This is a genomic window from Cellulomonas sp. ES6, from assembly GCF_030053835.1.
In the GTDB taxonomy this organism is placed as follows: Bacteria; Actinomycetota; Actinomycetes; order Actinomycetales; family Cellulomonadaceae; genus Cellulomonas.
Map to the genome: position 1 here is coordinate 2,473,253 of NZ_CP125655.1, position 25,124 is coordinate 2,498,376.

A 25,124-nucleotide genomic window follows, 5' to 3' on the forward strand; every position below is an offset into this window, starting at 1 on the left:
CGGGAGGCGCACGTGGCGGACGACGTGGAGGGCCGGCTCGCGGCGGTGCTGCGGTCCGTGTGGTGGCTGCCCGTGCTGCGCGGCGTGCTGCTGGTGGTGCTCGGCCTGCTGCTGCTGGTCGAGCCGCTCGGCACGCTCGTCGCGCTGATCTGGGTGTTCGGCGTGTTCGCCGTCGTGGACGGCGCGGTGGTCCTGCTCCAGGCCCTGCTCGCGCGCGGGCGGCCCGGGTTCGGGTGGCTCGTCGCCGAGGGGCTCGTCGGCATCGGGTTCGGCGCGCTCATCATGCTGTGGCCCGGTGCGACGGCGCTCGTGCTGTTCTACCTGCTGGCGCTCTGGCTGATCGTGCTCGGCGTCACCGCCGTCGTCGTCGCGGTCACGCAGTTCCGGGCCCGGGACCTGGCGTGGGCCGGGACGCTGGTGTTCGGGCTCATCGCGTTCCTGTTCGGGCTGCTGCTCGCGATCCGCCCGCAGGGCACGGTCGACGTGATCGTCACCGTGTACGGGCTGTTCGCGTTCGTCGCCGGCGTGGTGATGGTCGTCGCCGGCCTGGCCACCCGGTCGTTCGGGCGGCAGCTCGCCGCCGCGGGGCGGAGCGGTCCGGGCGCCGCAGGGCCCACGACGCCCGCCTGAGGGCGGCGCGGGCGGCGAGAGCGGCGCGTCAGCGGATCCCGAGCGCCTCGCGCCACTCCGCGGGCACCAGCGCGTACCCGACGAACGCCACCACGTCGAGCACCGTGTGCGCGACCACCAGCGGGAACGTCCGCCGTCGCCGCCGGTAGTACTCCGCGAACACCAGGCCCATCACGACGTTGCCGATGAACGGCCCGATGCCCTGGTACAGGTGGTACGAGCCCCGCAGCAGCGCGCTCGCGACGAGGATCGCCGGCGTGCGCCAGCGCAGCTCCCGCAGCCGCTCCATGAGGTAGCCGACCACGACGACCTCCTCCAGCAGGGCGTTCTGCAGCGCCGCCAGGACCAGCACCGGGACCGTCCACCACGCCGCGTTCAGCGCCTCGGCCTGCACCTCGACGGTGATCCCCAGCGCCCGCCCCGCGACGTACAGCCCCAGGCCGGGCAGCCCGATCAGCGCCGCGAGGCCGACCCCGACGGCGACGTCCCGCCCCGGCCGCGCCCGGTCGAGCCCGATCCGCCGCACCGCGCTGCGACCGTTCGCCGACAGCAGGTACAGCGCCAGCGCGACGGGGACCAGCGCGAACCCGATCGACAGCAGCTGGTAGACGAGGTCGAGGTACGGCCGCTCCGAGCGGCTCGCGTTGAGCGTCGCCTGCTGCTGCGCCAGCGGCGTGTCGGCCGTCAGCCGCGCCACGATGTTCACGAGCGCGTACACGCCCGACTTGCCGAGCGACAGGCCCAGGACGATCCACACCTCCGCCGTGAGCCGGCGTCGCCACGCGCGGTCGGACACCGGCGGGGTGCCGGGTACGGCGACGGCGGGCTCGGCGGGCTCGGCGGGCTCGGCCGGTGCGGGCAGCCGGGGCGACGGGTCGGAGGTCACCCGGGCAGGGTAGGGGGCGCGGCTGGACGTCCGCTGGGGAGACGCTGGGGGGCGTGGCTGCCAGGGGCGTCAACCGCCCTGCCGGCTCCCGACCGCCTCCGGGTGGGGCGAGCACGCTGAGTGCGGTCGCACGGGGAGCTGACGTCGCCGGCTACGTGCCCTGCGCCTCCAGCGCGGCGTCGCACTCGTCTCCGGGCGGGATCTGGATCAGGTGTCCGTCGGAGGTGCTGACGACACCGCGCCCTTCGCTCCCGGTTCGTGGTCGCGGCGGGACCCCGTCGTGGTGGTGCCGGTTGTGCCGGCGCCTCCGACGTCCGTAGGTTCGTCCCCCGTGACATCCGTGATCGAGGTCGACCACGTCACACGCCGCTACGGCCCCGTGACCGCGCTGGACGACGTGTCCCTGACGGTCGGCGAGGGGGAGCTCGTCGGGCTGCTCGGCCCGAACGGCGCGGGCAAGTCGACGCTGCTGTCGCTGCTGGGCGGGCTGCGCCGGCCGGACTCCGGCACGGTGCGGCTGCTCGGCGGCGACCCGCGGGACCCCGCGTCGCGCACCGGCCTGGGGACCACGCCGCAGGAGACGGGCCTGCCGTCGACGCTGCGTGTGGGTGAGGTCGTGGACCTGGTGGCCGGGCACTACCCGGACCCGATGCCGCGCGACGAGGTGCTGGAGCGGTTCGATCTGACGGGCCTCGCCCGACGGCAGACCGGCGGCCTCTCGGGCGGGCAGCGGCGGAGGCTCGCGGTCGCGCTCTCGCTCGTGGGGCGGCCGCGCGTGGTGCTGCTGGACGAGCCGACGACCGGCCTGGACGTCGAGGCGCGGCACGTGCTGTGGCAGGCGCTGCGCGACTACCAGGCGGGCGGCGCCACGGTGGTCGTGACCAGCCACTACCTCGAGGAGATCGAGGCCCTCGCGCGCCGGGTGGTCGTCATCGGGTCCGGGCGGGTGCTGGTGGACGACACGCTGCCGGCGGTGCTGGCGATGGCGGCGGCGCGCCGGGTGCTCATCGAGCTGCCGCCCGCCGACGAGGCGCGGGTCGCCGCGCTGCCGGGGGTGCTGGACGTCCGGCGCGAGGGCCGGCGGACCGTGCTGCTCGCGTCCGACGCGGACGCCGTCGTGCGGGACCTCGTGCGCGCCGAGGTGGCGTTCCGCGACCTCGAGGTGCGCGGCGCGTCCCTGGAGGAGGCGTTCCTCGCGCTCACCGCCGACGGGCCGGACGGCGCTCGGACGACCCCGGAGGAGGCGCGATGACCCCGCCCGTCGCCGCGACCCGCCCGTGGCTCCGGCTCGCCTGGCTGCACACCCGGTTCCAGGTGCTGGAGACCGTGCGCGTCCCGATCGCCCTGATCGGCAACATGCTGTTCCCGGGGCTGGCACTGCTGTTCTTCGTGGTGCCGCAGCGGGCGGTCGCGGACGACCCGCTCGCGTCGGTCGGCGCGGTGGCCCAGCTCGGGACGTTCGCGGTGATGTCCGCGTGCCTGTTCACGCTCGGGGCAGGCGTGGCCGAGGACCGGCAGCTCGCGTTCGACCCCTACGTGCGGACCCTGCCGGCCGGCGCCGGACCGCGGCTCGCGGGCCGGATCGCGAACGCCGTCCTGTTCTGCCTGCTGGCGCAGGTGCCGGTGGTGCTCATCGCGGTGCTGCTGACGTCGGCGTCGACCTCGCCCGGCCGCGCGCTCGGCGGGCTCGCCATGGTGCCGGTCGTCGCGGTGCCGTTCACGCTGCTCGGGCTGGCGATCGGGTACGCGCTGTCGTCGAAGGCGGCGATCGCCGTGGTGCAGGCGGTGCTGTTCCCGCTCGCGTTCGCGGGCGGCCTCTTCATGCCGCCGGAGATCTTCCCGCGGTGGCTCGACCTGATCTCGCAGGGCCTGCCCTCGAGGGCCGCGCGCGACCTGGTGGTGCAGGTGACCACCGGCGCGGAGGGCTCGCCGGCGGCACTGCCGGTGCTCCTGTCGTGGACCGCGGTGTTCGCCGTGCTCGCGGTGGGCGCCTATCGCCGCGACGAGGGTCGCCGGTTCCGCTGACCGACGCCGCGACCCCTTCCGGATCGACTCGAGGCGACGGCGTCGCCCGCGCAGCCCGGCGTCACGAGCACGGACGGCGAGCAGATCCCCACCGGACTCTCCGACCGTGGGCTCAGGTCCGGGGGTCGAGCGAGGTCCGCGCGGTCGTGACAGGTGAGCACGTGGCGGCTCGCCCCCCGGGGTCGCTCGGGCTCAGCGGAGCCGGGCTGGTACCGGCACGTCCGCGAACGCGTGACCGGGGTTGCGCAGCAGGCCGACCCGGTCGGCCGGCCACAGCCGCACGAACGCGGAGCCGACCACGCGATCGACGGGAACGAAGCCGCTGCCGTCGCGATCGAGGTCGAGCGACCGCGAGTCGTGCGAGTGCTGGCGGTTGTCGCCCATCACCCACAGCGAGCCCTCGGGGACGGTCACGTCGAAGGCGATCTCGCTGGGGCTGGCGCCGGGGGCGAGGTAGGCGGACTCGTCGACCGCGACGCCGTTGACGGTGACCGGCGAGCCGTCGCCCGCGGAGGCCACGCGGTCGCCGGGCAGGCCGATGACGCGCTTGATGAGGTGGTCCTCGGACTGCTGCGGCATGAGGCCGATGACGATGAGCACGTCCTGCAGGGCGTTGGTCTCGGGGACGTCCTGGTCGGTCAGCCAGCCGCCGGGGTCGGCGAACACCACGATGTCGCCGCGGTGCAGGTCGAACGGGCCGGGCGCGAGCTTGTTCACCAGCACGCGGTCGCCCTCGAGCAGCGTGTCGTGCATGGACGCGCTGGGGATGAAGAACGCCTGCACCAGGAACGTCTTGACCACCCAGGACAGCACCACCGCGCTGACGAGGATGATCGCGATCTCACGGAGGAACGGCCCGACGGGCCTTCGTGGCCGAGGCCGCGCCGGCGCAGTCGCCTCGGACGTGGGCACGGTGCCTCCTCGCTCGGGCCCGGGACGGAGTGCCGACGCTAGCGCGTGCTCGGCGCAGGGCGGCCGGATCTGCGCACGGCCCGGCGCACGTCGACGGGGCGGCCCGGCCGGTGGTGCCGGCCGGACCGCCCCGTGCGAGGGTCCTGCGTGCGGGCGGGAGCCCGCGGGGGTGCTACTGGCCGAGCTCGTTCTGCAGGTCGGCCTGCGCCTGCTGGAGCGCGTCGGGCACGGGCGTGCCGTTCTCGTAGATCTCGTTCAGCGTGACGGTGCGGAACCAGTTGTCCACGGCCGGCAGGTCCGGGTTGGAGAACGACTGGAAGTGGCCGATGCCGTCCTTGACCGAGTTGAGGACGTCGAACAGGTTCGTCTCGAAGTACTCGTTGAACTTGTTCTCGGGGTCGTGCGTGACGGCCTCGTCCTCCCACACGGACATGTTGACCGGGTCGAAGCCGAGCACCTGCCAGACGGCGACGTTGGCCTCGGGCGACAGCTTGGCGTAGGCGACGAACTCGGACGCGAGGTCCTTGTTCTCGGAGGCCGCGGGGACCGCGGTGCCGGTGCCGCCGCCGCCGATCGTCAGCGTGTCGGAGCCCTCGACCTGCGGCGCGGGCGCGATCGCGACCTTGCCGGCCAGGTCGGGCATGTAGTCGACGAACCGCGAGGTGTACCAGGCGGGGTAGACGATCGCCGCGTAGTCGCCGTTGTTGATGGCGCCGTACGCCTCCTCGGAGTCCGGGCTGCCGCCGGGGATCGTGGAGATCGCCCCGGACTCCTGCATGGCACGGAAGTTCTCGAGCGCCTCGACGACCTCGGGGCTGTCGACGGCCACGGCGCCGGCGCCGTCGTCCTCGAAGAGCTGCCCGCCGAGCTGGGCGATCATGAGCGGCTCGGTGAACATCACGCCGGTGTTCGCCGTGCCGAACGCCTTGCCGGTGGCGGCGTTGTACGTCGCGCCGGCCTCGGCGAAGTCGTCCCAGGTCGTGATGGTCGTGTAGTCGATGCCGGCGCCCTCGAGCAGCTCGGTGTTGTAGAACGCGACGAACGCGCCGACGTGGGTCGGGAAGCCGTAGATCTTCCCGTCACGGCTGTAGAGGTCGAGCCGCGCCTGGACGATGTCGTCGACGTACGGCTGCGCCGCGTCGGTGAGGTCCACCAGCGGCGGGTTGTCGCCCTTGACGAAGTTCGAGAACTTGTTGACCTCGATGTCCACCAGGTCCGGGAGCCCCTGGCCGGAGTTCACCGCGAGGGACAGCTTGTCGTGCATGTCCTGGTACGGGTAGACGGTGACGTCGAGGTCGATGGTCCTGTCGGGGTTCTCCTCGTTCCACGAGGCCGCCATCTGGTCGTAGAACGCCGCGTGGAGCTCGGCGAACACCCACATGTTGAGCTTCGTGGCGCCCTCGGGCGCCTCCTGGCCGGCGAGGACCTCGCCGCCCTCGGCGTCACCGCCGCCTCCACCGCCGCCACCGCTGCAGGCGGCGAGCGCGGCGACGGCGAGGCCCGCCACGCCGAAGGCCAGACTCCGTCGGAAGTGCATCGTTGTACTCCTCTGTGTCGGGAACTGCAGGGCCGACCGGTCACCGGTCGGTGGGGTGGGGACGGGACGCTCAGCCCTTGACCGCGCCGGCGGTCATGCCCTCGATGAAGAACCGCTGGAACGCGAGGAACAGGATCAGCAGCGGGATGAGCGAGAAGAACGCGCCGATGATCAGCAGCTCGTAGTTGTTGCCGTAGGGCGTCAGCAGCGTGTTGAGGCCGATGGGGAGCGTGAACTTCTCGGCCGAGCGCAGCACCAGCAGCGGCCAGAGGAAGTTGTTCCACGTCATCATGCCGTTGAGGATCGCCATGGCCGCGAACGCCGGCTTCGCGATCGGCACCACGAGCTTGAAGAAGATGCCGAACTCCGTGACGCCGTCCATGCGGCCGGCCTCGAGGATCTCCTTGGGCACGCCCAGGAAGTACTGCCGGAAGAAGAAGATCGTCACGGCCTGCGCGAGGAACGGCAGGACGACGATCCAGTACTGGTCGGCCGCGCCGATGTTGTTGACCTGGATGTACAGCGGCAGCATCAGCATCTCGAACGGCACCGTCATGATGATGAGCACCATCACGAAGCCGATGCTCTTGCCCTTGAAGTCGTACATGGCGAACCCGTAGGCCACGAACGAGCTGATGAGCAGGGTGCCGGCGACCTGCACGACCGTCAGCACGAGGCTGTTCCAGAACCACTGGAAGTACAGCCCGGAGTCGGTGAAGAGCATGACGTAGTTGTCGAGGCTCAGCGACGACAGGTCGGGCGTCAGCGAGATGCCGTTGCGCATGATCTCGTTGCCGTCCTGGAACGTCCCGATGGTGATGGCCGCGAGCGGCACCAGCGAGACGAGGGCGATGGCGACGAGGAGGGCGCCCTGGATGATCCCGGCCGTGCGGCGGGACATGCGGGGCGCGGCCCCGGTCTGCTCGACCGGCCGCTGCACGGGCCGTTCCTGCTGGAGCGTCATCGCACCGACTCCCTCTTGAGCGTGCCCGTCGCAATGAGCTGGGTGAGGTTGATGGTCAGGACCAGCACGAGGAGCACGACGCCCACGGCGGACGCGAACCCGAGGTCGTTCTCCTGGATCCCCTTGCGGTACAGGTAGCCCACGATCGTGAGGCCCTGGTTGTTGGGCGAGGCGTTGCCGGCGTAGAGCATGAAGCTCTCGAGGAACATCGCCAGGCCGCCGTACACGCTGATGGTGGTGACGTAGACGATGGTCGGCTTGAGCCCCGGCACCGTGACGTGCCGGAAGCGCTGCACCTTGTTCGCGCCGTCCAGCGCCGCGGCCTCGTAGTAGTCGGACGGGATGGCCTGGATGCCGGCGAGGAAGTACATCGTGTTGACGCCGGTCCACCGCCACAGGGCGAGCAGCAGCAGCGCCGCGAGGCCGGTGAGGTCCTCACGCAGCCAGCGCACGGGGCCGAAGCCGAAGAACCCGACGACCTGGTTCATGAGCCCGGACTCGGTCTCGGAGAACATCAGCCGGAACACGATGCCGGCGACGACGACGGACGTCAGCGCGGGCACGAACAGCGACGCCTTGAAGAACCCCTTGACCCGGGAGCTGCCGACCTTCGCGTTGACGATGGACGCCAGGATCATCGGGATCGGGATGAGCAGGACGAGGGTCAGGACCATGTAGCGGACCGAGTTGAAGACGGCCTGCCAGAACACGCGGTCGCGCCACAGCCGCTCGTAGTTGTCGGTCCCGATGAACGTCGCCTGCCCGTACAGGACCTCCTGGAAGCTCATGAGCACGGAGCGGCCGACGGGCACGAGCCAGAAGGCGAGCAGCGTGAGCAGGAACGGCAGGATGAAGAAGTAGGGCGCCAGGCGCTGCGAGTACAACAGCCGCTTCATGTGACGGTGATCCTCCTCGACCACGACCCCCGCCAGGGCGTCGTCGCCAGGGCGGTACCCGGAACGTACATCGATGTACTAGCGCCGTCCAGGAGCACGGACCCGCTGTGAGCGGATCGTGACCGGGCTGTGACCTAGCGCCGCACGCTCGAGCGGCGCGCCTGCAGGGAGAAGTCCGCCACCACCAGGCGGGGCGGGGCGTCGTCGCCGGCGATCCGGCCGGCCAGGAGCCGCACCGCCTCCCGGGCGATCTGCTCCTGCCCCGGCGCGATCGACGACAGCGGCGGCTCGTAGTACGCGTCGTCCGCGACGTCGTCGAACCCGATGACCGCGACGTCCCGCGGCACGGACAGACCCCGTTCGTGCAGCAGGTGGACCGCGCCGAACGCCAGGGCGTCGTTCATCGCGAACACCCCGTCCACCGGTCCCGCGTCGAGCGCCTGCGCCATCGCCTCGGCGCCGCCCGAGCGGGTCCACGGGCTGGCGCGCACGACCAGCCGCAGGTCGGGCTCGATGCCCGCCTCCTCCAGCGCCTCGAGGTACCCCCGGTACCGCAGCGTGGCGGAGCCCATCGTCTCCTCGAGGCGGGCCCCGAGCGCGACGATCCGGGTGCAGCCCTGCTCCACGAGGTGCAGGGTCGCCGCCTTGGCGGCCTCGACGTTCGCCATGGTCACGTGGTCCACCGGTGCACCGAAGATGCGCTCGCCGAGCAGGACGAGCGGGAAGTCGACGTCGAGCAGGTCGACGTCCTCCGGGTCGAGGCCGAGCGGGGAGAACAGCAGGCCGTCCGTGATGCGGCGCTGCGAGCCGTCCAGCACCGCCAGCGCCCCCGCGCGCGTCGCGCCGGTCGGCTGGATGAGCACCCGCAGCCCGTGGTCCTCCGCGGCGGCGATCACCATGTCGGCGAACTCGCCCCAGTACGCCAGCGACAGCTCCGGCAGCGCCAGGCCGATCATGCCGGTGTGCCCCTTGCGGAGCTGCCGGGCCGACATGTTCATGCGGTACCCGAGCTCGGCGATCGCCGCCTCGACGCGGGCCTGGGTCTCCGGCCGCAGGTACTTGTAGCCGTTGAGCACGTTGGAGACGGTCTTCACCGACACCCCGGCGCGGGCAGCGACGTCACGCATCGTCACGGGCACCGGACCATGATCGCGTACGCGGGGCCCGGTTGCGGCCGGAGCGGCCGCGCCGGGCCGGTCAGGCGCGCGCGAGCGCCGCGACGGCCTCCGCGACGACGTCCGGGTCGGTGACCGTGTGGCCCGCCGCGCCGCCGCCGCCCGGGCCGCCGTCCCCCGCGACGGGGCGGCTCGCGGACAGGTGCACGGCGTCGACCCCGGCGGCGACGAGCGCCCCGATGTCGACGGGCCGCACCCCGCCCCCGGCCATCACCTGCACCGCGCCGCGGGCGTGCTCGACCATCGCGGCCAGCCGGCGCACGCCGTCGATGCTGCGGGCGGCGCCGCCCGAGGACAGCACGCGCGTGACGCCCGCCGCGGCCAGGGCGTCGAGCACCGGGGCCGGGTCGTCCACGGCGTCGACCGCCCGGTGGAACGTGACCTCGCGGCCGGCCGCCGCCTCGACGAGCGCGGACAGCGCCCCGGTGTCGACCCGGCCGTCGCGCGTCAGCACCCCGACGACGACGCCGTCCGCCCCGGCGGCCACCGCCGCCCGGACGTCCCGCACTTGCACGTCCACCTCGGCGGCGTCGTACACGAACGAGCCGGGCCGCGGGCGGACCAGCACGTGGATCCCGGTGGCGTGCGCGCCGCGCGCGGAGCGGGCGTCCCGCTCGGCGACCAGCGCGGCGAGCAGGCCGGCGCTGGGGGTCAGCCCGCCGGTCGCGGCGAGCGCGACGCACAGCTCGGTCCGTGCGGCACCGGCGCCGGCGGCGACGCGGTAGCCCGCGAGGTCCTGCACGGCGATCTCGAGCGCGGTGCGACGGGCGGTCTGCGGTGCCATGCCGGGAACGCTAGCGCCCCCGCCGTCGAGATTGCGGTGGATGCTGCCCTCGCGGGCTCGAACCCCGCATCTGCGGCAATCTCGACGGCGGTACGGCAGGCCGGGGCGTGTCAGGCGAAGCGGCGCAGCCGGAGCGAGTTGCCCACGACCAGCACCGAGGAGAACGCCATCGCGGCGCCCGCGATCATCGGGTTCAGCAGACCGAGCGCCGCGAGCGGGATGGCCGCGACGTTGTAGGCGAACGCCCAGAACAGGTTCTGCTTGATGATCCGCAGCGTGCGGCGCGACAGCCGGACGGCCTGCGGGGCGGACCGCAGGTCGCCGCGGACGAGCGTCACGTCGGCGGCCTCGATGGCCACGTCCGTGCCGGTGCCCATGGCGAGCCCGAGGTCGGCGGTGGCGAGGGCGGCCGCGTCGTTGACGCCGTCGCCGACCATCGCGACCCGGCGGCCCTCGGACTGCAGCCGCGCCACGACGTCGACCTTGTCGGCCGGCAGCACCTCGGCGACCACGTCGGCCTCCGCGATGCCGACCTCCCGGGCGACGGCACGGGCCGCACCCGCGTTGTCGCCCGTGAGCAGGACGGGCCGCAGGCCGAGGTCCCGCAGCTCGGCGACGGCCTGCCGCGAGGTGGCCTTGACCGGGTCCCGCAGCACGAGCACGCCGCGCGCGGCCCCGTCCCAGGCGGCGACCACGGCGGTCGCGCCGTCGGCCTCCGACGCCTCGAACCGGGCGGTCAGGTCGTCGTCCAGGGTCACGCCCTGGGCGGCCAGCCAGCGCGGCCTGCCGACCAGCACGCGGCGGGACAGGCCCACGCCGGCGTGCGCCGCGCGGACCACGCCGCTGACGCCGTGGCCGGCCTCGGCCCGGAACTCGTGCACCTGGTCCGACCCGATGGTGACGCCGTCGGCGCCGACCCCCGTGGCCGACCCCGTGTGCGACCCCGCCGCGGCCTCCGCCACGGCCCGGGCGATCGGGTGCTCGGCGAGCGCCTCGACCGCGCCGGCGAGCCGGAGCACCTCCGCGCGGTCCTCGCCGGCGGCCGGCAGCACGTCGACCAGCGCCATGCGGCCCTCGGTCACGGTGCCGGTCTTGTCGAGCACCACCGTGTCGACCGTGCGGGTCTGCTCGAGCGTCTCGGGGCCCTTGATGAGGACGCCGAGCTGCGCGCCGCGGCCGGTGCCGACCAGCAGCGCGGTCGGCGTGGCGAGCCCGAGGGCGCAGGGGCAGGCGATGATCAGCACGGCCACGGCCGCGGTGAAGGCGGCCTGCGCGGACGCCCCGCTCGCGAGCCACACGCCCAGCGTGACGACGGCGATCACCAGCACCACGGGGACGAACACCGCCGAGATCCGGTCGGCCAGCCGCTGCACGGGCGCCTTGCCCGTCTGCGCGGCCGCGACCAGGCGGCCGATCTGCGCCAGGCGGGTCTCGTCGCCGACGCGCGTCGCGCGGACCACCAGGTGGCCGCCGGTGTTGATCGTCGCGCCGACCACCTCGTCGCCCGGGCCGACGTCGACGGGCACGGGCTCGCCGGTCAGCAGGCTCGTGTCGACGGCGCTGGTGCCGGACACGACGACGCCGTCCGTGGCGAGCTTCTCCCCGGGGCGGACGGCGAACTCGTCGCCGGCCCGCAGCCGGTCGACGGGCACGCGCTGCTCCGTGCGCCGGCCGTCGGGGCCGGTGACCAGCAGCGCGACGTCCTTCGCGCCCAGGTCCAGCAGGGCCCGCAGGGCGTCGCCGGCGCGGCGGCGGGAGCGGTGCTCGGCGTACCGGCCGGCGAGCAGGAACGTGGTGACGACGGCCGCGACCTCGAAGTACAGCTCGGGCATGTGCGCGCCCATGCCGTCGTCGGCGGCCGGCCAGAGGGTCGGCGTCATGGTCATGCCGAGCGTCCCGGCGCCGCCGAGCAGCAGCGCCCACAGCGACCAGCCGGTCGCCGCGACGATGCCGATCGACACCAGGGTGTCCATCGTCGACGCGCCGTGGCGGGCCGCGCGGACGGCGGCGCGGTGGAACGGCCAGGCCGCCCAGGTGGCGACCGGCAGCGCGAGCACCGCGACCAGCCACTGCCAGCCACGGAACTGCCACGCGGGGACCATCGAGAGCAGTAGCACGGGCACCGTCAGGACGGTGGCGACCCGCAGCCGGCGGCGCAGGTCCGTGCCGCGGGCGTCGGTCGGGGCGGAGGTGTCCTCGTCGGGGTCCATGTCGTGACCCGGCGCCATGGTGTGCCCGGACAGGGCGTGCTCGCGCGGGTCCATGCCGGCGTGCCCGGTGTCGTGCGAGGTGTCGTGCCCGGTGCCGTGCCCGGCGCTGTGCGCGGTGTCGTGCCCGGCGTCGTGCGAGGTGTCGCGCGCGGGGCGGTGCGACGTCACGCGGGCGTCGTACCCGGCGGCGCGGACGGCTGCGACGAGCGCGTCGGTGTCCGGGACGGTGCCGTCCTCGGCGGGCTCGAGCTCCACGTGCGCGGACTCGAGCGCGAGGTTCACGGTCGCGCGGGCGCCGGGGACGCGGTTGAGCCGCTTCTCGACGCGGGCGACGCAGGAGGCGCAGGTCATGCCCTCGACGGCGAGGTCGACGGTGCCGGCGGGCGCGACTGGCAGGCCGGCGCTGACGCCGGCGGGGGAGCGGGTGCCGTCGGCTGTCACAGCAGCGACCCCCGCGGGGTGACGGCGTAGCCGGCCTCGTCGACGGCGGCGGCGACCGCGGCGTCGGACAGCGGGGCGTCGGAGGTCACGGTCACGGGCGACGAGCCGCCGGCGACGAGCTGCACCTGCACGTCCGTGACCCCCGGGATCGCGGTGAGCTCCTCGGTGACGTGCCGCACGCAGTTGCCGCAGGTCATGCCGTCGACGGAGAACGTGGTGGTCTGGCTCATGGGGGTGTTCCTCTCGGTGTGCGGGTGTCAGGACCGGACGAGCCGGGCGATCGCCTCGGAGGCCTCGCGGACCTTCTCGGCCCCGGCCTCGGGCGACTGGCGGGCGGCGTCCACGACGCAGTGGCCCAGGTGGTCCTCGACCAGCCCGATGCTCACCGCCTGGAGCGCCTTGGTGACGGCGGCGACCTGGGTGAGGACGTCGATGCAGTACACGTCCTCGTCGACCATGCGGGCGATGCCGCGCACCTGGCCCTCGATGCGCTTGAGGCGCTTGAGGTAGTCGTCCTTGTCGCTGGTGTAGCCGTGCATCGCGCTGCTCCCTGTCGTCGCGGGGGGTCGCGTGCGGGCCCCTCCGTCAGCACCCAACCGTATACCCCCCTGGGGTATTCCCGACACCGGCGACCGGGCCCCGTACGGCAGCGAGCGCGCCCTCCCGACGGGGAGGACGCGCTCGCGTGCGGTGCGGCGGGTGCGTCAGGCCAGGGCGCGCCAGGCCTCGCGCCGTGCGGCCTGCTCGTCCGGGTCCGGCACCGGCAGGGACGCCAGCAGCCGCCGGGTGTACTCCTCGCGCGGGCTGCCGAGCACCTGCTCGCCGGTGCCCTCCTCGACCAGCCGGCCGCGGTGCAGCACCGCGATCCGGTCGGCGAGCAGGTCGACCACGGCCAGGTCGTGGCTGATGAACAGGCACGCGAACCCGAGGCTCTCCTGCAGCTCCGCGAACAGCTCGAGCACCCGCGCCTGCACCGACACGTCCAGGGCGGACGTCGGCTCGTCGGCGATGAGCAGCTCCGGGTCCAGCGCGAGCGCCCGGGCGAGCGACGCGCGCTGGCGCTGCCCGCCGGACAGCTCGTGCGGGAACCGGTCGCCGTACGCGCGGGGCAGCTGCACCGACTCCAGCAGCTCGTCCACGCGGGAGCGCGCCGCGCGGGCGTCGTCCGCCCGGCCGTGCACCACCAGCGGCTCGGCCACGCACTCGGCGATGGTGAGCAGCGGGTTGAACGACGTCGCCGGGTCCTGGAACACGAACCCGATGCGCGGCCGGATCGGGCGCAGCGCGCGCTCCTTGACGCCGTTCATCTCGACGCCCAGCACCTGCAGCGACCCGCCGGTGACCCGCGTCAGCCCGGCGATGGCCCGGCCGATCGTGGTCTTGCCGGAGCCCGACTCGCCGACCAGGCCGAGCACCTCGCCCGGGCGGATCGCCAGGGAGACGCCGTCGACGGCCCGGAACCCGGGCTGCCGGAGCCGGCCCGGGTAGGTGATCTCCAGGTCGCGCGCCTCGACCACGGGGGTCGAGGACGCCCAGCCCTCGGGGCGGGCCTCGGCGCGGGCCCGGGCGTGCGCGCCGCCCTGCCCGATCCGCGGCACCGCGTCGAGCAGCGCCCGCGTGTACGGGTGTGCCGGCGCGGAGAACAGCTGCCGCACGGGCGCCTGCTCCACGATCTCGCCCTGGTACATCACGGCGACCGTGTCGGCGAGGTCCGCGACGACGCCCATGTTGTGCGTGATGAGCACGACCGCGGCGCCGAACTCGTCCCGGCAGCGCCGGATCAGGTCCAGGATCTCGGCCTGCACCGTCACGTCGAGCGCCGTGGTCGGCTCGTCGGCGATGATCACGCCCGGGTCGAGCACCAGGGCCTGCGCGATGACGATGCGCTGCTTCTGCCCGCCGGAGAACTGGTGCGGGTAGTGGTCGATCCGGTGCTCGGGGTCGGGGATGCCGACCTTGCGCAGGATCTCGACGGCCTTCGCCCGGGCGTCGGCCCGGCTGATCCGCCCGTGGGCGCGCAGGCCCTCGATGATCTGCCAGCCCACCGGGTAGACCGGGTTCAGCGCGGTCGACGGCTCCTGGAACACCATGGCGGCGTCCCGGCCGCGGACCTGCCGCAGCGCCGCGCCGCTCAGCGCGTTCACGTCCGAGCGGGTCGCGCCGTCCCGGGAGGACAGCACGACGGCCCCGCGGGCGGTGGCGGTCGACGGCAGCAGGCCGAGGATCGTCTTGGCGGTGACCGACTTGCCGCTGCCGGACTCCCCGACCACGGCCAGCACCTCGCCGGCGTGGACGGTCAGCGACACCCCGTCGACCGCGCGGACGTCGCCCGCGTCGGTCGCGAAGGACACGGACAGGTCGGTGATCTCGACGACCGGCGCGGCGTCGCCGCGGGGTGCGCCGGTCTGCGGTGCCGCGGTCATCGGGCGTCCTCCGTCCCGGGCTCCAGGCCCGCCACCCCGCCCGGTGCGGTCAGCGCGCCGCCGGGGACGACCGAGGTCGCCGCCACGTCGCCGCCGACGTCGGCCGCGGCGCGGCGGGTGCGCAGCCGCGGGTCGGCCAGGTCGTTGAGGGACTCGCCGACCAGGGTGATGCCCAGCACGGACAGCACGATCGCGACGCCCGGGAACACGGAGGTCCACCAGATGCCGGACGTGACGTCCGCGATCGCGCGGTTCAGGTCGTAGCCCCACTCCGCTGCCTGCGTCGGCTCGATGCCGAAGCCCAGGAAACCGAGCCCGGCGAGCGTGAGGATGGCCTCCGACGCGTTCAGCGTGATGATGAGCGGCAGCGTGCGGGTCGCGTTGCGCAGCACGTGCACGAACATGATCCGGCCGTTGCTCGCCCCGATGACGCGCGCGGACTCCACGAACGCCTCGGACTTGATGCGGATGGTCTCGGCGCGCACCACCCGCAGGTACTGCGGTGTGAAGACCACCATGATCGACAGCGCCGCCGCGAGCACGCCGCCGATCATGTCGGCCTGGCCGCCGCTGATGACGATGGCCAGCACGATCGCGAGCAGCAGGGACGGGAACGCGTAGATCGCGTCCGCGACCACCACGAGCACCCGGTCGAGCCAGCCGCCGAAGTAGCCGGACACCAGGCCGAGCAGCACGCCGAGGAACAGCGAGGCCGCGATGGCGATGACGATGACGAGCACCGCGGTCCGCGAGCCCCAGATGACGCGGGACAGCACGTCGTAGCCGCCCACGGTGGTGCCGAGCAGGTGCTCGGCGGACGGCGGCTGCTGCGCGCCGAACGGCCCGTCGGCGTCGCGGAGCTGCGCGAACCCGTAGGGCGCGAGCAGCGGCGCCAGGAGCGCGGTGAGCAGCAGCAGGCCGGTCAGCACGAGGCCCGTGACGAGCATCCCGCGCTGCAGGCCGACGCTCTGCCGCAGCTGGTGGACGACGGGCAGCGAGCGCCAGGTGCGCCGGGCCCGCCCGCCCTCGGTGGTGACGGTCGCCATGTCAGTACCTCACCCTCGGGTCGATGAGCGCGGCGATCACGTCGACCAGGAAGTTCGTCACGGCCACGATCACGGCGAGCATGACGACGATGCCCTGCACCGCCACGAAGTCGCGGGCCTGGAGGTACTCCGAGATCTGGAAGCCGAGGCCGCGCCACTCGAACGTCGTCTCCGTGAGCACGGCTCCCACCAGCAGCATGGCGATCTGCATGCCGATGACGGTGACGATCGGGATCAGCGCGGGGCGGTAGGCGTGCTTGCGCAGCAGCCGGGACTCCCGCACGCCGCGCGACCGCGCCGCGTCCACGTAGCCCGAGCCGAGCGTGCCGATGACGTTGGTGCGCACCAGGCGCAGGAACACCCCGGCGGTCAGCAGGCCGAGCGTGACCGCCGGCAGGATCGCGTGCTGGAGGACGTCGACGACGACGTCCGGGTTGCCGGTGCGGATCGCGTCGATCAGGTAGATGCCCGTCGGGTCGTCGAGGCGCCGCATCGCGATCTCCGAGCGGGTCGAGGCCCGCCCCGCGACGGGCAGCCAGTCGAGCTGCACGGAGAAGATCAGCTTGAGCAGCAGGCCGGCGAAGAACACCGGCGTGGCGTAGCAGGCGATCGCGAACACCCGCAGCAGCGCGTCCGGCACGCGGTCGCGGAAGTACGCGGCGGCGAGGCCCAGCGGGATGCCGACGACGAACGCCACGATCAGGGCGTAGAACGCGAGCTCGAGGGTCGCGGTGCCGAACGTCGTCAGCACCTCCGTGACCGGGCGCGCGTCGCTCAGCGTGGTGCCGAAGTCGCCGCGCAGCAGGTCCCCGAGGTACTCGACGTACTGCACGAGCACGGGGCGGTCGTAGCCGGCCTGGTGGATCCGCTCGGCGAGCTGGGCCGCCGGGAGCCGGCCGCCCTGCGCCGCGGTGATCGGGTCGCCGGTGGCCCGCATGAGCAGGAAGACGACGGTCACGAGGATGAAGACCGTCGGGATGATGAGCAGGAAGCGGACCAGCAGGTAGCGGCCGAGGCCGCCCCCGCCGGAGCGCTGCCTGGCCCGCGGGGTGGACGGCGTGTCGCCGTCGGCGGACGGCAGGCCGGTGGGCTGCTGCGGTCCGGTCACGGAGGTGGAGGTCATGTCTCTCGCTCTGATCGCCCGTGACGCCCGGCGCGGGCCGCTCGCGAGGAGCGACCCGCACCGGGCGTCGGGTGGGGGCGGTGCGTCAGCCGATGGCCAGCGCGCCGTAGCGGAACTTGAAGGACGCGTCGAGGGTGTCCTCGGCGCCGGTCACGTCGGTGCCGACCACGGCCACCTGCGCGCCCTGGAGGTACGGGACCGTCGAGAGGTCCTGCGCCACCGCGTCCTGGATCTGCTCGATGAGCGCGGTGCGCTCGTCGGCGTCCGGGGTGACGGCCTGCTCCAGGATCAGGTCGTTGACCTCCTGGTTGTCGTAGTGGTTGCCCAGGAAGTTCTCCGTGAGGAAGAACGGCGTGAGGTAGTTGTCCGCGTCGGAGTAGTCCGGGAACCAGCCGAGCTGGTAGGCCGGGTAGACGTCGGACGTGCGGTCCTTGGCGTACTGCACCCACTCGGTGGTCTGCAGGTCGACCGAGAACAGCCCGGTGGCCTCGAGCTGGTCCTTGATCAGCGCGTACTCCTCGCCGGAGGACGGGCCGTAGTGGTCGTTGCTGTACTGCAGCGACAGCTGCACCGGGGTCTCGACGCCCGCGGCCTCGAGGCGCTCGGCCGCCTTGTCGGCGTCCGGGCCGCCGTCGCCGTCGCCGTACAGCGGCTTGAGCGACTCGGTGGCGCCCGTCAGGCCCTCGGGGACGAACGAGTACAGCGGCGTGTAGGTGCCCTTGTAGACCTGGTCGGCGATCTCCTCGCGGTCGATCAGGTCCGCGACCGCCTGGCGGACGGCCAGCGCCTTGTCCTCGTCGGCCTCCGGCGTGGTGGCGCCGTACGGCTGGGTGTCGAAGTTGAAGACGATGTAGCGGATCTCGCCGCCGGGGCCGTCCACGACCTTGACGTTGTCGTCGCCACGCAGGTCCTCGATGTCGGTGGCCGACAGGCTGCGGAACGCGACGTCCACGTTGCCCTGCTGCACGTCGAGCTTCAGGTTCGAGGCGTCGGTGTAGTACTGGACCGTCACCTCCTCGTTCTTCGGCGCGCCGAGCAGGCCCTGGTAGTCCGGGTTGGCCTGGTACACCACGAGGTCGTTCACGCTGTAGTCCGTGATCGTGTACGGGCCGGCGAACGCCTCGCCCGCGACGATGTCGTCGTCCGGCGTCAGCGCGTCGGCGGCGAACACGTCCTCGTCCACGATCGGGCCCGCGGGGCTCGACAGGATCTGCGGGAACACCTGGTCGTCCTCGGACTTCAGGTGGAAGACGACGGTGGTGTCGTCCGGGGCGTCGACGCTGTCGAGGTTGTACAGCAGCGAGCCGGGGCCGTTGCCGCCGTCCGCGCCGGACTCGAAGATCGCGAGCTGCCGGTCGAAGGTGAACTTCACGTCGGACGACGTCAGGTCGTTGCCGTTCGCGAAGGTCAGGCCCGGCTTGAGGGTGACCGTGTACTCGGTCGGGGAGGTGAACTCGGCCGACTCGGCGATGTCCGGCTCCACGTCCGGGCTGCCGAACGGGGTGTTCATGAGGAACGGGTAGACCTGGTTCATCACCGCGAACGACCCGTTGTCGTACGAGCCGGCCGGGTCGATCGTCGTGATCTTGTCCGTCGTGCCGATCAGCAGCGCGCCGCCGGCGCTGTCGCCGCCGCCGTCCGTCTCGTCGTCGCCGCCCGAGCCGCCGCTGCACGCGGCGAGGACGAGTGCGGTGGCGACCAGGCCGGCGCCGGCCGCCAGGCCGCGTCGGCGGCCGTGGGGAACCGCAGTCATGCGTGTACCTCTTCCCTGGATGGAGCCCCTGCCCGCCGTCAGAGCGGCGGTGTCTGTCTCGCTTGCCGGGCACAGGTGCCCGCAACGTGGGACATAGGACTAGCACAGTGTGCGCGCTCACAGGGCATCCGCGTGTAACGGCGGGATTGCGTTCCGGTCACGGTGCAGGTCAGCGGACCGAACCCGGCCCGAGGCCGTCCGACCTGCGACCCGCCCCGCCGCGCGCCCGCCCGCCCGCGCCCGCCTCGCCCCGTCCGCCCGCGCCCGCCCCGACCAGCCGACGAGGTTGCAGCAGATGCGGGGTTCAGGCGCGCGAAGCCGGCATCTGCTGCAACCTCGACGAGGCGAGGCGCGGGTCGCGTGAGGCGAGCGGGGGCGGGTCGGGTGGGCGCGGGTCGGTCAGGCGGTGGGCGGGGTGGCCTGCGCGGCGGCGCGGGCCGCGGCGGGCAGCGCGGACACGATGCGGTCGAGAGCCGCGTCGTCGTGGGCGGCGGACACGAACCACGCCTCGAACGCCGACGGCGGCGCGTACACCCCGTCGCGCAGCAGGCTGTGGAAGAACGCCGGGTAGCGCCACGCCTCCGACGCGAGCACCTGCGCGTAGTCCCGCGCACCCGCGTCCGTGCCGAGCACCGTGGAGAACAGGTTGCTCGCGTGCTGCACCGCGTGCGCCACCCCCGCGGCCGTCAGCGCCTCGTCGACGGCCCCGCGCAGCAGGGCGGCGGCGCGGTCCACGCGGGCGTACACCGCGTCGTCCGCGAGCCGCAGCGTCGCCAGGCCCGCGGCCGTCGCGACGGGGTTCCCGGACAGCGTGCCCGCCTGGTAGACGGGTCCGGTCGGCGCCAGCGCGTCCATGACGGCCGCCGGGCCGCCGAGCGCCGCGACGGGCATGCCGCCGCCGACGACCTTGCCGAACGTCAGCAGGTCGGGGCTCCAGCCCTCGCGCTGCGCCTCCAGGCCCCACCAGCCGGCCGGGCCGACGCGGAAGCCGGTCAGGACCTCGTCCTGGATCAGCAGGGCGCCGTGCGCGTGGGCGATCCGGGCGAGCGCGGCGTTGAAGCCGGGCTCCGGCGGGACGACGCCCATGTTCGCGGGCGCGGCCTCGGTGATGATCGCCGCGATGGTCGGGCCGTGCTCCGCGAACGCCGCCTCGACGGCCGGCAGGTCGTGGTACGGCAGCACGATCGTCTCGGCCGCGACCGACGCGGGCACGCCGGCGGAGCCGGGCAGGGCCAGCGTGGCGACGCCCGACCCGGCCGCCGCCAGCAGGCCGTCCGAGTGCCCGTGGTAGCAGCCGGCGAACTTCACGACGCGGTCCCGGCCGGTCACGCCGCGCGCGAGCCGGATCGCCGTCATCGTCGCCTCGGTGCCGGTCGACACCAGGCGGAGCCGCTCGACGACGGGCACGCGGGCCCGCACGGCCTCCGCGAGCTCGACCTCCGCGAGGGTGGGCGCGCCGAACGACAGCCCGCGCCCCGCCGCCTCGCGCACGGCCTCGACGACCTCCGGGTGCGCGTGGCCGAGGATCGCCGGCCCCCACGACCCGACGAGGTCGACGTACTCGCGGCCGTCCACGTCGGTGACGTAGGCGCCGCGCGCCGAGGCCACGAACCGCGGCGCCCCGCCGACCGAGCCGAACGCGCGCACCGGCGAGCTCACCCCGCCCGGGATGACGCCCTGCGCCCGCTCGAACAGCTCCTCCGACGAGGTCATCGCCACTCCTCCCGCAGCCAGTGGGCCAGCTCCACGGCCCAGTACGTCAGCACCTGGTCCGCGCCGGCGCGGCGGATGCCCAGCACCGACTCGGTGATCGCCCGCCGGCGGTCCAGCCAGCCCTGGGCCGCGGCGGCCTCGACCATCGCGTACTCGCCGGACACCTGGTACGCCGCGACGGGCACCGTGCTCGCGGTGGCCACGTCGGCGAGCACGTCCAGGTACGCCCCGGCGGGCTTCACCATGACGACGTCGGCGCCCTCCGCGATGTCGAGCGCCACCTCGTGCAGCGCCTCGCGGCGGTTGCCGGGGTCCATCTGGTAGGTCCGGCGGTCGCCGTCGAGCGTCGACTCCACGGCGTCGCGGAACGGCCCGTACAGCACGCTCGCGTACTTCGCGGCGTAGGCCAGCACGGCGACGTCGGTCCGCCCGGCGGCGTCGAGGACGTCCCGGATCACGCCGACCTGGCCGTCCATCATGCCGCTGGGCGCGACCATGTGGGCGCCCGCGTCGGCCTGCGCGAGGGCCATCTCGGCGTACCGCACCAGCGTGGCGTCGTTGTCGACCACGCCGTCGGGCGTCAGCACGCCGCAGTGCCCGTGGTCGGTGAACTCGTCGAGGCACAGGTCGGCCTGGATCACCAGGGCGTCCCCCACCTCGGCGCGGACGTCCGCCAGCGCCACGTTGAGGATGCCGTCGGGGTCGGTGGCGCCCGACCCGACGGCGTCGCGGGCCAGCGGCACGCCGAACAGGTTGACGCCGCCGACGCCCGCGGCCGCGGCCTCGACCACCGCGCGGCGCAGGGAGTCGCGCGTGTGCTGGACGACGCCCGGCATCGACGCGATCGGCTGCGGCTCGGCGAGGCCCTCCTTGACGAAGAGCGGCAGGACCAGCTCGGCGGGGTGCAGGCGGGTCTGGGACACCGAGCGGCGCATCGCCGTCGTCGCGCGCAGCCGCCGGGGCCGGACGCGGCCGGGCCGGGCCGCCGCGACGACGGCCTCGGGGGCACCCGCGGGGACGGTGCCGGGGGGCGTCGCGCCCGTCGTGCCGGCGCTGCCGGGCGTGCCGGACGTGCCGGCCGTGCCGGTGCTGCCGGGCGTGCTGCCGCCGTGGTCGTCGAGGCTCGTCATGCCTGCCCTCCGTCGGGGTCGGCCGCCCGGGGTGCGGCGGCGGTGCGGGGCCCCGGGGACGTACCCGCCGGGTGGGCGGGGTCCGTCGGCGGGGCGGGGTCCGGGGGTGCGGTCGGCGTCGGCGGCGACGCGGGGTCTCCGGGCGACCGGTCGTCGACCGCGGCCGCCAGCGCCGCGACCAGGTCGCCCGGCGTCTGGTGCCCGGCCACGGCGGCGACGGACAGGCCGACGCGGCGCGCCTCGGCCGCGGTCGACTCGCCGATGCAGCACACGAGCGTCCCGGCGGGCGGGGCTCCGAGCATGGTCAGCAGGTTGCGCGCGGTGCTGCCGGAGGTCAGCAGGACGGCGTCCACTCCGCCCGTCGCCCAGGCGTCGCGGACCGGCGGCTCCGGCGCGGGCCCGGGCACCGTGCGGTACGTCGTCACCACGTCGACCGGCCAGCCGCGCGCGGCCAGGCCGTCGGCGAGCGTCGGGGCGGCGAGGTCGCCGAGCGGCAGCAGCACGCGCTGCGGCTCGGCGCCGGCCGGGGGCCAGGCCGCGAGCAGCGCCACCGCCGAGGACCGGCCGGCGGGCACCAGGTCCACCCGGATGCCGGCGTCGCGCAGGGCGCGGGCGGTGGAGCCGCCGACCGCTGCGACCCGGACGTCCTCGAGCAGCCCGGCGAGCGTGTGGCCGGTCTCCTCCGCGCGGTCCACCAGCACCGGCACCGCGGCCGCGCTGGTCACGGCCACCCAGCCGTAGTAGCCGACCTCGAGCGCCAGCAGGGCGTCGTCGAGCTCGGTGGGGTCGTGCGGCGGGACGGTCTGGATCAGGGGCACGACGACGGGCTCCGCGCCGGCCGCGCGCAGGGCGATGACGAGCGGGTCCGGCCCGGCGGTCTCCCGGGGGACCAGCACCCGCAGGCCGGCCAGGCCGGTCACGCGGCCAGCCCCGCGAGCGCGGCGGCGCCCGCCCCGAGCAGCTCCTCCGCGAGCCGCGTGCCGAGCGCCGCGGCGGCGAGCGCGGTCCCCGCCGGGTCGTCGGCGGGCGCGGCGGTCAGGGGGGTCGAGGCGGCCCGCCGCAGGGACGCCGTGCCGTCCGGGCGGAGCACCACCGCCTCCAGGTGCAGGACGCCGTCCGGCCCGAGGCCTGCGTGCGCGCCGACGGGGGCCGCGCAGCCGGCCTCCAGCCGGTTGAGCAGCGCCCGCTCGGCCAGCACGGCCAGGTGGGTGGGCCGGTGGTCGAGCGCGGCGAGCGCCCGCGCCAGCGCCTCGCCGTCCGCGGCGTCGGCGGTCCGCACCTCGACGGCGAGTGCGCCCTGCGCCGGGGCGGGGGTCATGACGTCGAGCGGCAGCGCCTCGGTCACGGCGTCGAGGCGTCCCAGCCGCGCGAGGCCCGCCCGTGCGAGCACCACGGCGTCCAGGTCGTCCTCGATGCGCCGCAGCCGCGTGTCGACGTTGCCGCGGATGTCCACGACCACCAGGTCGGGGCGGGCGGCGCGGAGCTGGGCGGCGCGCCGCGGGGAGCCGGTGCCGACCGAGGCGCCCTCCGGGAGGGTGGCGAGCGTGCGGCCGTCGCGGGCGCACAGCGCGTCGCGCGGGTCCTCGCGCACCGGGACCGCCGCGACCACCAGCCCCGGCGCCGGCGCGGTCGGCAGGTCCTTGAACGAGTGCACGGCGACGTCGCACCGGCCGTCGAGCAGCGCGTCGCGCAGGGCCGTGACGAAGACGCCGGTGCCGCCGAGCGTGGCGAGCGAACCGGTCAGCCGGTCGCCGTCGGTCCGCACCCGCACCAGCTCGTGGTCGCCCGCGCCGAGCGCCGTGAGGGCGTCCGCCACGTGCCCGGTCTGGGTGAGCGCGAGCGCGCTCGCGCGGGTGCCGACGCGGACGAGGGGGGACATGCCCCCAGTCTCGGCCACCTCCGGAGGGGTTGTCGAAACCGGTCGCGGGCCGTCCGCCGGGGCCGTCACGCCGTCGGCGCCGCAGCCAGCGCGGACGCCGTCGCGCGGGCGTCCGGCACCACGGAGGCGAGCCCGTTGCCGGACACCCACGCGCCCACGACGGCGAGCCCCGGCACCGCCGCGACCGCCTCGCGGACCTCGCGGACCGTGCTGCGGTGGGCCGCGGTCGGCACCGGCAGGCCCTGTCGCCAGCCGACGCGGGCCGAGGCCCGCACCTGCTCCGCCCGCAGCGGCACCCCGAGCACGGCGGAGGCGTCGCGCAGCGCCAGCGCCGTCAGCCCGGGCAGGTCGCCCGGCAGCGGGTCCGCCCCGGGGACGTCCCCCGCCCGGCCGTACGACAGCCGCACGACGTGCCGTCCCGGCCCGGCGGCGTCGGCCAGCCACCCCCACTTGGCGGTCGCGTGCGTCAGCGCCTTCGCGCGCACGCCCGGGACGGCGCGCGCCACCAGGACGCCGGTGCCCCGCGGCGCGGAGTCGAGCTCCGGGGCGTCCAGCACGAGCGTGACCAGCACGATGTCCGCGCCGGGGTCGGTGTGCAGCCCGGCCAGGCCGGGGGCGACGCCGGCGAGCAGCTCGGTGGCGCGGGGGGTCGCGACCACCAGGCGGGGCGCGTCGACCTGGTGCTCGCCGCCGGGCCCGGACACGGTGACGCGGAACCCTCCGGCGTCGCGCGCCACGGCGACCGCCCGCACACCGGTGCGGACGTCCCCGCCGCGTGCGGTGACGTCGGCGACCAGGGCGTCGACCAGCACGTGCAGGCCCCCGCGGAACCCGGCGACCGCCGACCCCGCCGGCGCCAGCGCCCGCAGGGCCGCGACGCCGCCGGCGAGGGAGCCCGCGCGGCGCACGGCGTCGGACAGGCCGGGCGCGACGGCGTCCACCGCGGTGTCGTCCGGCTCCGCGGCGTGCACGCCCGCGACGACGGGCCGCACCAGCCGGTCGAGCACCCGGCGGCCCATCCGGGTCCGGACCAGACCGCCGAGCGTCGGGCCCGGGCCGCCGCCCGCCCGCAGGCCGGCCGACGCCGGCAGCACGCGGTCGAGCGACGCCCGCAGCGCGCCGGCGGTCCCGAGGGTCCGGCGGACGTCGGGCGCCCAGGGGTCGGCCGGGATGCCGAGCAGGCCGGTGCGCGGCAGCGGCCCGGCGCCGTGCGGCAGCCGCACCCACGCGCCGTGCGGCTCCGGGGCGACGACCCGGTCCGTGAGCCCCAGCTCGTCCGCCAGGGCGGCCACGGAGCCGCCACGCGTCGCGAACGACTCCGCGCCGGCGTCCAGCCGCAGCCCGTCGACCTCGTGCCGGCCGACGACACCGCCCGGCGAGGTCCACGCCTCCAGCACGAGCGGCCTCAGCCCGGCGATCGCGAGCTCCCGGGCGGCGACCAGCCCCGCGACGCCACCGCCGACCACCACGGCGTCGGGCGCCGTCCCCTGCGTGTCCCGGCCCGCGGGTCGGGTGTCCTGGTCGCTCGTGGCTGCTCCTCGGCTCGTCGTCGCGCGTCGGTCGGGCACCACTGTGCCGGTCGGGGGCCCGCCGCGCG

22 protein-coding genes are annotated in these 25,124 nt (G+C 74.8%); 3 read left to right on the forward strand and 19 right to left on the reverse strand.

Features of this window, described 5'->3' with window-relative positions:
- Positions 1-12 precede the first annotated feature (12 nt).
- Positions 13-630, forward strand: coding sequence for an HdeD family acid-resistance protein (locus P9841_RS11560; RefSeq protein ID WP_283318830.1), 618 nt, complete (start codon positions 13-15; stop codon positions 628-630).
- A gap of 28 nt (positions 631-658) precedes the next feature.
- Here P9841_RS11560 and P9841_RS11565 read toward each other — a convergent pair whose 3' ends face one another.
- Positions 659-1,492: a CPBP family intramembrane glutamic endopeptidase gene (locus tag P9841_RS11565; protein WP_502848897.1), complete on the reverse strand. Its 834-nt coding sequence runs from the start codon at positions 1,490-1,492 to the stop codon at positions 659-661.
- A gap of 355 nt (positions 1,493-1,847) precedes the next feature.
- Here P9841_RS11565 and P9841_RS11570 point away from each other — a divergent pair, with 355 nt between their 5' ends.
- Together P9841_RS11570 and P9841_RS11575 are read left to right on the forward strand one after the other, a co-directional pair.
- On the forward strand, positions 1,848-2,768 hold the full coding sequence (locus tag P9841_RS11570) for an ABC transporter ATP-binding protein (protein WP_283318831.1): 921 nt from the start codon (positions 1,848-1,850) through the stop codon (positions 2,766-2,768).
- The gene (locus P9841_RS11575; protein WP_283318832.1) at positions 2,765-3,541 is read left to right on the forward strand and encodes an ABC transporter permease; all 777 of its coding nucleotides are present in this window, start codon (positions 2,765-2,767) and stop codon (positions 3,539-3,541) included. Before P9841_RS11570 ends, P9841_RS11575 begins: the two co-directional genes overlap by 4 nt.
- A gap of 192 nt (positions 3,542-3,733) precedes the next feature.
- Here the strand turns inward: P9841_RS11575 and lepB are convergent, their stop codons facing one another.
- The 18 genes from lepB to P9841_RS11665 all read right to left on the reverse strand — a co-directional run bounded on the left by lepB (position 3,734) and on the right by P9841_RS11665 (position 25,095).
- Positions 3,734-4,453, reverse strand: a complete 720-nt coding sequence (lepB, locus tag P9841_RS11580) for a signal peptidase I (protein ID WP_283318833.1) — start codon at positions 4,451-4,453, stop codon at positions 3,734-3,736.
- A 172-nt stretch (positions 4,454-4,625) separates the two neighbouring features.
- Positions 4,626-5,990: an ABC transporter substrate-binding protein gene (locus P9841_RS11585; protein ID WP_283318834.1), complete on the reverse strand. Its 1,365-nt coding sequence runs from the start codon at positions 5,988-5,990 to the stop codon at positions 4,626-4,628.
- Positions 5,991-6,060: 70 nt separating this feature from the next.
- The gene (locus P9841_RS11590) at positions 6,061-6,954 is read right to left on the reverse strand and encodes a carbohydrate ABC transporter permease (RefSeq protein WP_283318835.1); all 894 of its coding nucleotides are present in this window, start codon (positions 6,952-6,954) and stop codon (positions 6,061-6,063) included.
- Entirely contained in the window at positions 6,951-7,850 is a 900-nt protein-coding gene (locus tag P9841_RS11595; protein WP_283318836.1) for a carbohydrate ABC transporter permease, read from the reverse strand. The genes P9841_RS11590 and P9841_RS11595 overlap by 4 nt, the downstream gene beginning before the upstream one ends.
- Positions 7,851-7,984: 134 nt before the next feature.
- Positions 7,985-8,977, reverse strand: coding sequence for a LacI family DNA-binding transcriptional regulator (locus P9841_RS11600; RefSeq protein WP_283321931.1), 993 nt, complete (start codon positions 8,975-8,977; stop codon positions 7,985-7,987).
- Positions 8,978-9,047: 70 nt separating this feature from the next.
- On the reverse strand, positions 9,048-9,809 hold the full coding sequence (locus P9841_RS11605) for a copper homeostasis protein CutC (protein WP_283318837.1): 762 nt from the start codon (positions 9,807-9,809) through the stop codon (positions 9,048-9,050).
- Positions 9,810-9,919: 110 nt separating this feature from the next.
- Positions 9,920-12,460, reverse strand: a complete 2,541-nt coding sequence (locus P9841_RS11610) for a heavy metal translocating P-type ATPase (RefSeq protein WP_502847542.1) — start codon at positions 12,458-12,460, stop codon at positions 9,920-9,922.
- Positions 12,457-12,690: a heavy-metal-associated domain-containing protein gene (locus P9841_RS11615; protein ID WP_222170800.1), complete on the reverse strand. Its 234-nt coding sequence runs from the start codon at positions 12,688-12,690 to the stop codon at positions 12,457-12,459. The genes P9841_RS11610 and P9841_RS11615 overlap by 4 nt, the downstream gene beginning before the upstream one ends.
- Positions 12,691-12,717: 27 nt before the next feature.
- The gene (locus tag P9841_RS11620; RefSeq protein ID WP_122150577.1) at positions 12,718-12,999 is read right to left on the reverse strand and encodes a metal-sensitive transcriptional regulator; all 282 of its coding nucleotides are present in this window, start codon (positions 12,997-12,999) and stop codon (positions 12,718-12,720) included.
- Positions 13,000-13,164: 165 nt separating this feature from the next.
- On the reverse strand, positions 13,165-14,883 hold the full coding sequence (locus P9841_RS11625; RefSeq protein ID WP_283318838.1) for a dipeptide ABC transporter ATP-binding protein: 1,719 nt from the start codon (positions 14,881-14,883) through the stop codon (positions 13,165-13,167).
- Positions 14,880-15,929 (reverse strand): ABC transporter permease, encoded by a 1,050-nt coding sequence (locus tag P9841_RS11630; protein WP_283318839.1) that lies wholly within the window; start codon positions 15,927-15,929, stop codon positions 14,880-14,882. The genes P9841_RS11625 and P9841_RS11630 overlap by 4 nt, the downstream gene beginning before the upstream one ends.
- A gap of 1 nt (position 15,930) precedes the next feature.
- Positions 15,931-17,052, reverse strand: a complete 1,122-nt coding sequence (locus P9841_RS11635) for an ABC transporter permease (protein WP_283318840.1) — start codon at positions 17,050-17,052, stop codon at positions 15,931-15,933.
- A gap of 85 nt (positions 17,053-17,137) precedes the next feature.
- Entirely contained in the window at positions 17,138-18,805 is a 1,668-nt protein-coding gene (locus P9841_RS11640; RefSeq protein WP_283318841.1) for an ABC transporter substrate-binding protein, read from the reverse strand.
- A gap of 399 nt (positions 18,806-19,204) precedes the next feature.
- The gene (hemL, locus tag P9841_RS11645; protein WP_283318842.1) at positions 19,205-20,518 is read right to left on the reverse strand and encodes a glutamate-1-semialdehyde 2,1-aminomutase; all 1,314 of its coding nucleotides are present in this window, start codon (positions 20,516-20,518) and stop codon (positions 19,205-19,207) included.
- Positions 20,515-21,648 (reverse strand): porphobilinogen synthase, encoded by a 1,134-nt coding sequence (gene hemB / locus P9841_RS11650; protein ID WP_283318843.1) that lies wholly within the window; start codon positions 21,646-21,648, stop codon positions 20,515-20,517. The genes hemL and hemB overlap by 4 nt, the downstream gene beginning before the upstream one ends.
- Positions 21,645-22,568, reverse strand: a complete 924-nt coding sequence (locus P9841_RS11655) for a uroporphyrinogen-III synthase (protein ID WP_283318845.1) — start codon at positions 22,566-22,568, stop codon at positions 21,645-21,647. Before P9841_RS11655 ends, hemB begins: the two co-directional genes overlap by 4 nt.
- On the reverse strand, positions 22,565-23,527 hold the full coding sequence (gene hemC, locus P9841_RS11660; RefSeq protein ID WP_283318846.1) for a hydroxymethylbilane synthase: 963 nt from the start codon (positions 23,525-23,527) through the stop codon (positions 22,565-22,567). The genes P9841_RS11655 and hemC overlap by 4 nt, the downstream gene beginning before the upstream one ends.
- Positions 23,528-23,592: 65 nt before the next feature.
- The gene (locus tag P9841_RS11665; RefSeq protein WP_349306892.1) at positions 23,593-25,095 is read right to left on the reverse strand and encodes a protoporphyrinogen/coproporphyrinogen oxidase; all 1,503 of its coding nucleotides are present in this window, start codon (positions 25,093-25,095) and stop codon (positions 23,593-23,595) included.
- Between the last annotated feature and the right edge of the window lie 29 nt (positions 25,096-25,124).

Bases quoted from the DNA above. Each gene is read 5' to 3' on its own strand.
- P9841_RS11585 (WP_283318834.1), bottom strand. From the start codon at position 5,990: ATGCACTTCCGACGGAGTCTGGCCTTCGGCGTGGCGGGCCTCGCCGTC.
- hemL (WP_283318842.1), bottom strand. From the start codon at position 20,518: ATGACCTCGTCGGAGGAGCTGTTCGAGCGGGCGCAGGGCGTCATCCCG.
- hemC (WP_283318846.1), bottom strand. From the start codon at position 23,527: ATGTCCCCCCTCGTCCGCGTCGGCACCCGCGCGAGCGCGCTCGCGCTC.
- P9841_RS11640 (WP_283318841.1), bottom strand. From the start codon at position 18,805: ATGACTGCGGTTCCCCACGGCCGCCGACGCGGCCTGGCGGCCGGCGCC.
- P9841_RS11595 (WP_283318836.1), bottom strand. From the start codon at position 7,850: ATGAAGCGGCTGTTGTACTCGCAGCGCCTGGCGCCCTACTTCTTCATC.
- P9841_RS11630 (WP_283318839.1), bottom strand. From the start codon at position 15,929: ATGGCGACCGTCACCACCGAGGGCGGGCGGGCCCGGCGCACCTGGCGC.
- P9841_RS11600 (WP_283321931.1), bottom strand. From the start codon at position 8,977: ATGCGTGACGTCGCTGCCCGCGCCGGGGTGTCGGTGAAGACCGTCTCC.
- P9841_RS11590 (WP_283318835.1), bottom strand. From the start codon at position 6,954: ATGACGCTCCAGCAGGAACGGCCCGTGCAGCGGCCGGTCGAGCAGACC.
- P9841_RS11625 (WP_283318838.1), bottom strand. From the start codon at position 14,883: ATGACCGCGGCACCGCAGACCGGCGCACCCCGCGGCGACGCCGCGCCG.
- hemB (WP_283318843.1), bottom strand. From the start codon at position 21,648: ATGACGAGCCTCGACGACCACGGCGGCAGCACGCCCGGCAGCACCGGC.
- P9841_RS11605 (WP_283318837.1), bottom strand. From the start codon at position 9,809: ATGGCACCGCAGACCGCCCGTCGCACCGCGCTCGAGATCGCCGTGCAG.
- P9841_RS11635 (WP_283318840.1), bottom strand. From the start codon at position 17,052: ATGACCTCCACCTCCGTGACCGGACCGCAGCAGCCCACCGGCCTGCCG.
- P9841_RS11615 (WP_222170800.1), bottom strand. From the start codon at position 12,690: ATGAGCCAGACCACCACGTTCTCCGTCGACGGCATGACCTGCGGCAAC.
- P9841_RS11620 (WP_122150577.1), bottom strand. From the start codon at position 12,999: ATGCACGGCTACACCAGCGACAAGGACGACTACCTCAAGCGCCTCAAG.
- P9841_RS11575 (WP_283318832.1), top strand. From the start codon at position 2,765: ATGACCCCGCCCGTCGCCGCGACCCGCCCGTGGCTCCGGCTCGCCTGG.